We start from the raw sequence: 10,880 nt of genomic DNA, 5'->3' as shown, positions 1-10,880 counted from the left end.
GGGCGTCCGGGGGGGGGGGGGGGGGGGGGGGGGGCCCGGGGGGGGGCCCCCCCCCCCCGGGGGGGCGGGGGGGGGGGGGGCGGGGGGGGGGGCCCCCCCCCCCCCCCCCCGGGGGGGGCCCGCCCCCGCCCCACGGCCGGGTCAGTGGCGCTTGAGCAGGCGCAGGGCCAGTCGGACGGCGGCACCGAAGGCGAGTACGGTGCCGGGCAGGGCGACGCCGTACGCGGCCCAGAGGTGCCCCTCGTCGGTCCAGGCGAAGAAGGCGGCGATGCCGAGCTGGACGGCGACCAGGGCGGCGACCAGCTCCGCGCCGGTGGTGCGCCAGAAGGGTACGCGTCGCTGCGGCTCGTGCTCGGCGAGGTCGCGGGCGTACTCCTCGACCGGGCCGAACTCGGCGGTGGGGGTGCCGCCGGCGGCGGCCAGGTGGTCGTGGGCCTCGCGGGCCAGGTCGGCGGCGCGCTCGGCCGGGAGGTCGTAGCGGCCGACCAGCAGGCCGGACAGGCGGCGGTACCAGGCGGCGGGGTCGTCGTCGGGTGCGGTGCGCGGGGTGGGCGGGACGTAGTCGACCGGCTGCTTCGGGGCGGCCGGTTGCCGGGTCATCAGCCAGAGCAGGAGCAGTGCGGCCACGACGATGCCGAGCACCGGGATGCGGGCGGCCGGCTCCTTGGGCAGGAGCACGAAGCTCAACGCGCCCAGCACGACGAAGAGGCCGACCAGCGCGAACGACCAGATGGCCAGTTTTGGGCGCCCGGCGGCGCGCAGCGCGTTGGGGACGGCGCAGGCGGTGAAGCCCAGGCAGACCATGATCAACCCGGCCAGGCCGGCGGGTGTGGTGGTGAAGGTGAGGGTCCCTTCCAAGACTGCGTAGAAGATCGTGGCGCCCGGCCCAGCACGACCAGGGCGAAGACCGAGCCGCTCAGGTAGTCGGCCGGGAGCATGCCGTTGCGGTCCACGTTCTCCCGCAGGTGTGCCGGTTGTTCGGCCGCCGCGGTCAGGGCGAACTCCTCCGGGTCGCCGAAGGCGTCGTACGGGCTCTGGCCGCTGAGTTCGCAATGGGTACGGACGTCCGCGATGATCGGGTTCGCCAGGTGATGGCCGACGCCCTGGTCGCTGAGGGCGAGCCGGGTCGGCAACTCCCAACGCTCGAACGGCTCCGTCATCTCGTGTCCTCTCCGGTTGCGGTCAGGAGTCGGTCGAACGCCGCGGTGAACTCGCCCCAGCGGGCGCGCTCCTCCGCCAGGCGTTGCCGGCCCGCCGTGGTGATCGAGTAGGCCTTGCGTCCGGGCCCGCGTTCGCCGGGCAGCCAGTCGGAGCACACTGCCCCGTCGGCCTCCAGCCGGCCCAGCACCGGATAGAGCGCGCCACCGCGTACGGCGTCGAGGCCGTGATCGGCCAGTCGCTGCGCGAGGGCGTAGCCGTGCCGTTCGCCCTCGGTGAGAACGGCCAGGACGGCCAGCCCCAGGCTCGCGCGGAGCCAACCTGTCGCCGGGTCGACTGTGGCACCCATCGTTCGTTGCACCGCCTTCCGAACTAGTCGCTTCGGGAGGGTATTCCGTCAGCCCAACTAGTTCTATCTCAGACTAGTTGGATTCGGCAAGTAGTCGCGGGACCGGGCGGTGACGAGGAACACCGGTCTGCCGGCCGCTAAACGGGCGGCGGAGTGTCGGCGGTGGGGGCTAATCTGCGCTGCGGGCATCGCCCCTTCCGCACGTCGGGCCGGTCCATTGGCACCGCGTCGGCCACCACCGCTCGTCCTTCGGTCAGATCCGACAACAGGAGACTTCGTGGCACAGCAATCTGTCGCGGCACCGCAACCTGTCCCGACATCGGACAAACTCGACGCCGCGGTGCTCAAGGTGGCTGGCGTCGTCGTGCTCGGTGCGATCATGTCGATCCTCGACGTGACGGTGGTCAGCGTCGCGCTGCCGACCTTCCAGAGCGAGTTCGACGCCTCGTACGCCCGCGTCGCGTGGACGATGACCGGTTACACGCTGGCACTGGCCACGGTCATCCCGCTCAGCGGATGGGCCGCCGACCGGTTCGGCACCAAACGCCTCTACATGATCGCGTTGGCGCTGTTCACCATCGGGTCCGGCCTCTGCGCCACGGCGGACACCATCGGGCAGCTCATCGGATACCGGGTGCTCCAGGGGCTCGGCGGCGGCATGCTCATGCCGATCGGCATGGCGATCATGACCCGGGCGGCCGGCCCGAACCGGATCGGCCGGTTGATGGCCGTGCTCGGCATCCCGATGCTGCTCGGCCCGATCAGCGGCCCGATCCTCGGCGGCTGGCTGATCGACGTGGCGAGCTGGCACTGGATCTTCCTGATCAACCTGCCGATCGGTGTGGTCGCGCTGATCTACGCACAGCTTGCGCTGCCGAAGGACGCCGCACAGCCCTCCCAGTCGTTCGACTTCGTCGGCATGCTGATGCTCTCGCCCGGTCTGGCCCTCTTCCTCTACGGCGTCTCCACGCTGCCCGAGACCGGCACCTTCGCCGAGCCGGAGGTCTGGGGCCCGATGCTGGTCGGCGCCGTGCTGGTGGTGGCGTTCGTGTTCTACTCCTTCAAGCCCAAGCACCCGCTGCTCGACCTGCGGCTGTTCAGCAACCGCCGGCTGACCGTCGCGGCGGTGACCATGTTCGTCTTCATCATCGCGTTCATGGGCGCCGGGCTGCTCTTCCCCAGCTACTTCCTCCAGGTGCGCGGTGAGTCGACGCTGCACGCCGGTCTGCTGATGGCACCACAGGGCCTCGGCGCGATGGTCACCATGCCGATCGCCGGCATGCTCGCCGATAAGGTGCCGGTCGGCCGGACGGTGCCGTTCGCGTTGGCGCTGATCCTCGCCGGGTTCTTCACCTTCACCCAGCTCGACGCGGACACCTCGTACGTGCTGCTCTGCGGCTCGCTGTTCGTGATGGGCCTGGGCATGGGCGGCACGATGATGCCGATCATGACCTCGGCGTTGAAGACGCTGACCGGGCACGAAGTCGCGCGGGGCTCCACGCTGGTGAACATCCTCCAGCAGATCGGCGGTTCGGTCGGCGCGGCGGTGATGTCGGTGATCCTCACCAACGAGTTCAACAAGTCCCAGCCGATCCCGGGCCTGACCGGCCCGAACGGCGAGCCGGTCACCGAGGCCGGGTTGGCGATCGCCGCCCAGCAGCGGCCGGAACTGGCCCAGCAGGTGCCCGACCCGTCGATCATCGAGCGCGGTCTCGACTTCGCCGCCAACTCCTTCGCGACCACCTTCTGGGTGGCGTTCGCCCTGGTGGCGGCGACGTTCATCCCGGCCGCGTTCCTGCCCAGGCGGCGGGAGCGGTCGCACCTGCTGGACGACCAGCCGGGGGAGCAGCCCGGCGAGGCGCCCCGGGCCCCGGTCATCGTGCACTGAGCGCACCGGGTCACCGCTGACCACTCGAGACCGCTGGCACGTGTGCGGCCACCCTGAATCGGGGTGGCCGCACCCGACCGTTGCGGGAACTGCTCGTCCGAATCGCCCGGCCGCACCGTCGCACGCCGCGCCTCAGCCCGTGTCGCCGCAGCCCCCATCCCCCGACGCCGCGCGCCCGCACCCCGCACCGCGTCGGCACCCTGCACCGCGTCGGCCCCCCGCGTCGCGCGCCCGCGCCGCGCCTGTGCGCCCGCATCCCGCGCCGCGCCGCGTGCCATGCGCCGTATGTCACGCACCGTGCGCCGCACTCGCATGCCGCGTGCCGCGCAAGATCGCGCTCGATCCAGGATCGAGTGGTCTCGTCGTGTTCGTGAAGCCACTCGATCCTGGATCGAGCATGGTCTTGGGTGGTCAGCCCATCGGTTGCGGTAGGTCGGGCCGACCCTTGCGGCGCGCCCGACCTGTCCGGCCTTGCCGGTGGGCGGCGGATCGGCACGACGGGGCCGGTGCCCCTGGCAGTCGGGTGCGGCGCGCCAAACGGCGGTTGGGTGCGGCGCGTCAGGCGGTGGTGCGTACGGCGGTAGGGTCGCGGGACGCCGAATGGGGGTGGGGACGATGCTGCCGCAGTTGACGGTGCCGCCGGGGATCGAGGCGGAACGGGTGATCACGACCGTGCTGGCCGACCTGCGGTCCGGCGAGCACCGGGGTGTGGTGGTCGACTCGCCACCCGGGGCGGGCAAGTCCACGCTGGTGGTGCGGGCTGCCGTCGAGCTGGCCGGCACCGGTGAGCCGTTGATGATCATCGCGCAGACCAACGAGCAGGTCGACGACCTGATCGACCGGCTTGCCCGGAAGGCGCCCGAGCTGCGGATCGGGCGGCTTTCCGCCGGGGACTACCGGCCGTCGGAGCGGGTGAGCGCACACGACCAGGTCCGGATCGCCGCGAAGGTCACCGACCTCGCCGCCTCGGCCGTGGTCATCGGTACGGCCGCAAAGTGGGCCACGGTCGCCGAGGGCTCGTGGCCGTGGGCGATCGTGGACGAGGCGTACCAGATGCGCTCGGACGCGTTGCTGCGCGTGGCCGGCAGGTTCGAACGGGCGTTGTTCGTAGGTGACCCCGGGCAGCTCGATCCGTTCTCCACCGTCGAGACCGGCCGGTGGGCGGGGCTGACCTGGGATCCGATGCAGTCGGCGGTGGCCGTGCTGCTGCGGCACAACCCGCAGTTGCCGGTGCACCGGCTGCCCGTGTCGTGGCGGCTGCCGGCCTCGGCCGCCCCGGTCGTGTCGCGGGCGTTCTACCCGTTCACCGAGTTCCGTGCCGGCACGGTCGCCACCCAACGGGCGCTGCACTTCACCGAGACGGGGTCGGGCGATGCCCTCGACCGGGCGGTGGAGTTGGCCGCCGCCGACGGCTGGGCGCTCTATGAGCTGCCGGCCCGGCACACCCTGCGTACCGACGCCGAGGCCGCCGCCGCGTGTGCCGCGCTCGCCCTGCGGGTGCTGCGGCGCGGTGCGGTCGCGATCTGCGAGCAGTCGCCCGGCGGCGCGCCGGTGACGGCGGACCGGATCGCCGTCGGTGCCGCGCACCGCGACCAGGTCGCGGTGATCCGGTCGCTGCTGGGCGAGGCGGGAGCGGGCATCACCGTGGACACCGCCAACCGGCTCCAGGGCCGCGAGTACGAGATGACGATCGTGCTGCACCCGCTCTCCGGCCGCCGCGACGCGACCGCCTTCCACCTGGAGTCGGGGCGACTCTGCGTGCTCGCCTCCCGGCACCGGCAGGCCTGCGTGGTGGTGGCCCGCGCGGGCATCGGCGAGCTGCTTGACGCTCACCCGTCGACCGAGGCGCCGCAGCTGGACGTGCCGGTGAAGTTCCCCGACGGCTGGGAGGCCAACCAGGCCGTCCTCGCCCACCTGGCGGCGCTCGGCCCGGTCGGCCCCGACGCGTGACCTCGGGCGCCCCAACCCGGCAGCCGGTCCCGCCCGGCACCACCGCCGGTCAGGCCGTCGTCGGGCAACCCGCCGTGGGCAGGGCCGCCGTGGGTCGGCGGGCCGAGGCCGACCAGCGCGGTGCCGTGGCCGATCGGTACGGGTCTGTCGGTCGTGTCGGCTACCGTCGGGTGCCATGAGGGCGCGGCCCAGCGGCGTGATGATCGGACGGGACCATCCCGCCGGTCTGCTGCGCGCCGAGGTCGACCGGGCCGCTGCCAGCCACGGTGGGCTGGTCCTGGTCACCGGTGAGCCGGGGATCGGCAAGACGACCCTGGTCACGTCGGCCGCCGACGAGGCCCGCCGGCAGGGTGCGCTGGTGCTCGGGGCGGCCTGCTGGGACTCGGCAAGCGCGCCCGGCTACTGGCCCTGGGTGCAGGTGCTGCGCGGTCTGCGCCGGTCGCCGGAGGACTGGGCGGTGGCACGCGAGTCGGCCGAGCCGGCGTTGCGGCTGCTGCTCGGCGAGGTGGATCCCACGCCGAGGTCGCACGGCTCGGCGCTGATGACGCCGGTCACCACGAGCGCGGACGGGCTGCTGCCGCCGACGGTCGGGCACGGTGACGGTGACACGGCCGAGCGGGAGGCGTTCGCGCTCTATGACTTGGTCACCGCCGCCCTGGTCGCGGTCTCCCAGCGCCGGCCGGTGCTGGTGGTCCTGGACGACCTGCACTGGTCCGACGCGGCGTCGGTGCGGCTGCTGCGGTTCGCCGCCCAGCACACCTGGTTCGAGCGGTTGCTGCTGGTCGGGACGTACCGGGACGCGGAGGTGGAGGCGGAGGACCATCCGCTGCGGCCGCTGCTGATGTCGCTGGTGGCCAAGGCCACCCCGATCACCCTCACCGGCCTGTCCCGGGACGAGGTCGGCGCGTTGATGACCCGCACCGCCGGCCGGGAACCGGATCCGCACTGCGTCGACGACGTGTACCGGCGTACCGGCGGCAACCCGTTCTTCGTGGAGCAGACCGCCCGGCTGTGGCACTCCGACGGGCAACTGGCCGGCATCCCGCCCGGCGTACGCGAGGTGGTGCGGCGGCGGCTCGACCGGTTGCCCGCCGAGGTGGTCGACGTGCTGACGGTCGCCGCGGTCCTCGGGCGGGAGTTCCACGCGGCGGTCCTGGCGGCGAGTGCCGGTCGGCCACCGGCCCGGCTCGACGCCCTGCTGGACGTGGCGGTGACCGCGCGGCTCGTGCTCTCCGGCGGCGACGGCCGGTACACCTTCGCGCACGACCTGGTCCGCGAGACCCTGTACGACGGTCTCGCCGAGAGCGAGCGCCGGGTGCGGCACGCCGCCGTCGTCCGCGCCGTCGATGAGCACGCCGCGCTCGGCGAGTGGCTGATCCCGGCCGACCTGGCCCGGCACGCCTGGCTCGCCGACGGGCACCTGGAGGCGTACCGGCGCGCGGAGTTGCTGCTCGCCGCCGCCCGTGACGCGGCCTGCCGGTTGGCGCTGGAGGAGTCGGCCGTGCACCTGCGCCGGGCGGCGACGGTGGCGACGGACTCGTCCCAACGGATCAAGATCATGATCGAGCTGGTCGACCGCCTCTTCCACACCGGCGGCCGGGACGAGGCCGACCAGATCCTCGCCGAGACCGCCGCCCTGGCGCTGAGCACCGACGATCCGGCGCTGCTGGCCCGCTTCGCCCTCAACGTGCACCGGCACCGCCAGACCAATTCTCGGATCGCCGTCGACGCCGAGGGGTTGGTCCGCGAGGCGTACCGGCGGCTGGTCGGCGAGCCCGCCGAGGTGGCCCCGGTCCGACGGTTGGAAGCCGACCTGATCACCGCCACCGAGGCCCTCGCCCGCCGGGTGCACGACGACGACGCGCTCGCCTTCAGCCTGTGGGCCCGGCACGACGCCACCTGGGGGCCGGGCACCGCAGCCGACCGGGTCGCGATCACCGCCGAGATCCGCGAGGTGGCTCGGCGCGGCGGTGATCGGGAGACCGAGCTGTGGGCCACCTCGCTGCGCTGGGTGGCGTTGCTCGAACTCGGCGATCCGCGCTACCAGGACGAGCTGACCGCCTTCGTGACCGCCGCCCGGCTGACCGGCCGACCGCGCCACGAGATGGCGGCAGCCATCGACGGCGGGATCACCAGCGCCTTCCGTGGCGACTTCGCCGAGGCCGAGACCTGCTACTTCGAGCTGGGTGACCTCGACGAGTGGGAGCACGCCGACCACAGCTTCCTCGGCCACCACCTGCGCTGGTCATATCTCATGCTGCGGGGTGAGTTCGACGCGGCGGACGACCTGGTGGACGGGCTGGCCGACGGCGAGCACCCGCACCGGACGCTGCTGCGGGGCATCACCGCCGCCGAACGCGGTGACCACCGCACCGCCACCCGCATCACCGCTGAGCTCGACGCCGCCGGAGCCACGTTCACCGGCCCGGTCGCCCCGCTCTGGCTGCGACTGCGCGCCCAGGCCACGGTCGCCGACCCCGGGCGGTGCGCCGAGGCGCGACAGGCGCTGCTGCCGTACCAGGGTCAGTGGCTGGTCTCGTTGTTCGGCTGCGACCTCAGTGGCCCGGTGGACCACTGGCTGGGCGTGGTCGATGCCGCCGACCGGCGGTGGGACGACGCGGTCACCCAATTCACCGCAGCTCGCGACGCCGCCGACCGGATGGGCGCCCGGCCGTGGGCCCTGTTCGCCCGGGTGGCGCTCGCCGACGCCCTCGTCGCCCGAGGCCGCCCGGGGGACGCCGCCACCGCCGCCGCGATCCGGGCGACCGCCCGGGACGAGGCCCGCGACCTCGATCTGCCGCAGGTGCTCGCCCGGCTCGCCGACGACACTCCGCGCGGTCACTCGGCCCCGGCCCCGACGGGTACGCCGACCCGCCCGGCCCCGACGCCACCGGCCCCGGCGTACGAGTTCCGCCGCGACGGGGCGGTCTGGCGGCTCACCTACCAGGGCGTCACCGTGCACCTGCCGGACGCCAAGGGGCTGCACGACCTGCGGCTGCTGCTCGGTCGGCCCGGTGTCGACGTGCCCGCCGTCGAGCTGCTCGACCCGGCCGCCGGTCCGGAGCTGGTGGCGGCCCGGCGGATGGGTGGTGACGAGGTGCTCGACGAGGAGGCGAGGAACCGCTACCGACGTCACCTGACCCGCCTCGACGACGAGATCGACCGGGCGGCGAGCCGTGGCGACGAGTCGAAGGTGGCCGTGCTGGACGCCGAACGCGGTGCGTTGATCGCGCAGTTGCGGTCGGCCGCCGGGCTGGCCGGGCGGACCCGCCGACTGGGTGACGAGGCGGAGCGGGCCCGTAAGACGGTCACCGCCCGGATCAGGGACACTCTGCGCCGCCTCGACGAACGACATCCGCCGCTGGCCGGACACCTGCGCGAGACCGTCTCCACCGGTGCCGCCTGCCGTTATCTTCCCGGCGTGCCGGTGCCCTGGCGGCTGTGACCGGCCGGCTCCGGGAGCACCCTCCTGGGCGGGGGCGCTACCCGGAGCCGGTCCGGCGGTCGAGGGTCAGCGGCGGTTGTAGCGATACATCGTGAGGCTGCCGAAGACCACCACGAACAACACGCTCCAGCCGAAGGTCCACATCATGCTCGACGTGTCCGACGTGCCGCCCATCGCGGCGCGGACCGAGGACACCAGGTGCGTGATCGGGTTCGCCTTGACGAACGCCTGGAGCCAGCCGGGCATGGTGGACGGGTCGACGAAGACGTTGCTCAGGAAGGTCAGCGGGAACAGCACCATCATGCTGACGCCCATCACCGACTTCTCGTTGCGCATGATCAGCCCGAACAGCGTCCAGACCCAGGAGAACGCGAACGAGAAGACCACCAGCAGGCCGATCCCGGCGAGCACCCCGAGTAGCCCGCCCTCGGGACGGAAGCCGAGCACCAGTCCCAGGGTGAGGATCACCGTGGCGGCGAGGACGTAGCGCAGCACGTCCCCGAAGATCATGCCGACCAGGGCGGCGGGCCGCCACACCGGCAGCGTCCGGAACCGGTCGAAGATGCCCTTCTCGATGTCGGTGTTCAGCCCGACGGCGGTGTACATGGTGATCATCACGACGCTGGTCACCATGATGCCCGGCAGGAAGAACTGCAGGTAGTCACGCGGATCGCCAGCGAGCGCGCCGCCGAACAGGTACGTGAACATCAGCACCATGATGATCGGGAACATGGTGACGTCGAAGAGCTGCTCCGGCACGTGCTTGATCTTCAGCATGGCGCGCCAGCTGAAGGTCAGCGACGCCGCGAGCGGGCTCGGGCGGGGCGGGCGCGCCGCCGGTGCGAGCACCGTCGCCAACGCCTCCGAGGAGGGTACGTAGACCGACGGCGCCGGGCCGGTGGAGGTGGCGGTGTCGCTGCTCATCGGGCTGCCTCCAGCTCGTCGTCGCGCTCGGCGGTCGGCTCGGCGGGACGGTCGGTCAGGGCCAGGAAGACCTCGTCCAGGCTCGGCTGGCCGAGCGAGAAGTCGTCCACCACGATCCCGGCGCGGGTCAGCTCGCCCAGTGCCTTCGCGGCCTGCGCGCTGGCGTCGAGGTCGCTGCCGGCCTCGCCGACCCGCGCGGTGATCGCCACCGGGTCGGCGTCCAGTTGCACCGCCACGCCGAGCACGGCCTCCAGCAGTCGCTGCGCCTCGGGGCGCTGGTCCGCGTCCCGCAGCCGCAGGTGCACGGTGCCGGATCCGACCGAGGACTTGAGTTCGCCCGGGGTGCCCTCCGCGATCACCCGGCCGTGGTCGACCACCGCGATCCGCCCGGCCAGCTGGTCGGCCTCGTCCAGGTACTGCGTGGTCAGCAGCACGGTCGTGCCGTGTGCCACCACCGCCCGGACGATCTCCCACACCTGGTTGCGGCTGCGCGGGTCCAGCCCGGTCGTGGGCTCGTCGAGGAAGAGCAGGTCCGGGGTGCTGAGGATGCTGGCCGCGATGTCGATGCGTCGGCGCATACCGCCGGAGTACTTCTTGACCTGTCGCCCGGCCGCCTCGGTCAGCCCGAACGCGGCCAGCAACTGCGCGGCCCGCTCCCGTGCGGCCGGCTTGCGCAGTCCGAGCAGCCGGCCCAGCAGGACCAGGTTCTCGGTGCCGGTCAGGTCCTCGTCCACCGAGGCGTACTGGCCGGTCAGGCTGACCCGGGCGCGGACCGCTTCGGCCTCGGTGACCACGTCGTGCCCGAAGACCCGGGCCCGCCCGCCGTCCGGACGCAGCAACGTCGCCAGGATCCGGACCGCGGTGGTCTTCCCGGCCCCGTTCGGCCCGAGTACCCCGTACACGGCACCTGCGGGCACCTGGAGGTCGAGTCCGGCGAGCGCCCGCGTCTCACCGAACGACCGGGTCAGGCCCTCGGCCTCGATGGCGAGGCCGGTGGTGCGTCTATTCATGATCTCGGTGTTTCCTTCCGTTCGTCCCGTCGCCGTCCGCCTGCTACAACGACGTCGTCGTGCTACAGGCGCGAGACCACGGACAGCCGCCGCTAGATCCGATCTAGCGGCGGCTGTGGTGCGCCGGTTCGCCCGGGGTGGCGGAGCCACCAGACG

Annotated in this window: 8 protein-coding genes; 3 read left to right on the top strand and 5 right to left on the bottom strand. The window is 73.0% G+C overall.

Translation table 11 applies throughout. The annotated features are described in order from the left end of the window. Positions 1-141: 141 nt before the first annotated feature. The 3 genes from ACIBO1_RS00525 to ACIBO1_RS00515 are packed head-to-tail and all read right to left on the bottom strand — an operon-like array spanning position 142 to position 1,507. Complete coding sequence (locus ACIBO1_RS00525; protein ID WP_396740278.1) at positions 142-858, bottom strand: hypothetical protein; 717 nt, start codon at positions 856-858, stop codon at positions 142-144. Beyond that, entirely contained in the window at positions 807-1,160 is a 354-nt protein-coding gene (locus ACIBO1_RS00520) for a hypothetical protein (protein ID WP_396740276.1), read from the bottom strand. Before ACIBO1_RS00520 ends, ACIBO1_RS00525 begins: the two co-directional genes overlap by 52 nt. Beyond that, entirely contained in the window at positions 1,157-1,507 is a 351-nt protein-coding gene (locus tag ACIBO1_RS00515; RefSeq protein ID WP_396740274.1) for a PadR family transcriptional regulator, read from the bottom strand. Before ACIBO1_RS00515 ends, ACIBO1_RS00520 begins: the two co-directional genes overlap by 4 nt. Before the next feature lie 277 nt (positions 1,508-1,784). Here ACIBO1_RS00515 and ACIBO1_RS00510 point away from each other — a divergent pair, with 277 nt between their 5' ends. The 3 genes from ACIBO1_RS00510 (at position 1,785) to ACIBO1_RS00500 (ending at position 8,790) form a co-directional block, all read left to right on the top strand. Further along, complete coding sequence (locus tag ACIBO1_RS00510) at positions 1,785-3,395, top strand: DHA2 family efflux MFS transporter permease subunit (protein WP_396740272.1); 1,611 nt, start codon at positions 1,785-1,787, stop codon at positions 3,393-3,395. A 615-nt stretch (positions 3,396-4,010) separates the two neighbouring features. Next, positions 4,011-5,345, top strand: a complete 1,335-nt coding sequence (locus tag ACIBO1_RS00505) for an AAA domain-containing protein (protein WP_396740271.1) — start codon at positions 4,011-4,013, stop codon at positions 5,343-5,345. Positions 5,346-5,520: 175 nt separating this feature from the next. Next, entirely contained in the window at positions 5,521-8,790 is a 3,270-nt protein-coding gene (locus ACIBO1_RS00500) for an ATP-binding protein (protein WP_396740269.1), read from the top strand. A gap of 66 nt (positions 8,791-8,856) precedes the next feature. Here ACIBO1_RS00500 and ACIBO1_RS00495 read toward each other — a convergent pair whose 3' ends face one another. Together ACIBO1_RS00495 and ACIBO1_RS00490 are read right to left on the bottom strand one after the other, a co-directional pair. After that, the gene (locus ACIBO1_RS00495) at positions 8,857-9,714 is read right to left on the bottom strand and encodes an ABC transporter permease (protein ID WP_396740267.1); all 858 of its coding nucleotides are present in this window, start codon (positions 9,712-9,714) and stop codon (positions 8,857-8,859) included. Further along, positions 9,711-10,724, bottom strand: coding sequence for an ATP-binding cassette domain-containing protein (locus ACIBO1_RS00490; RefSeq protein ID WP_396740265.1), 1,014 nt, complete (start codon positions 10,722-10,724; stop codon positions 9,711-9,713). Before ACIBO1_RS00490 ends, ACIBO1_RS00495 begins: the two co-directional genes overlap by 4 nt. Positions 10,725-10,880: the final 156 nt, after the last annotated feature.

It is taken from the genome of Micromonospora sp. NPDC049903 (assembly GCF_044460945.1).
Lineage (GTDB): Bacteria > Actinomycetota > Actinomycetes > Mycobacteriales > Micromonosporaceae > Micromonospora.
This window is presented reverse-complemented; position numbering and strand designations above follow the sequence as displayed.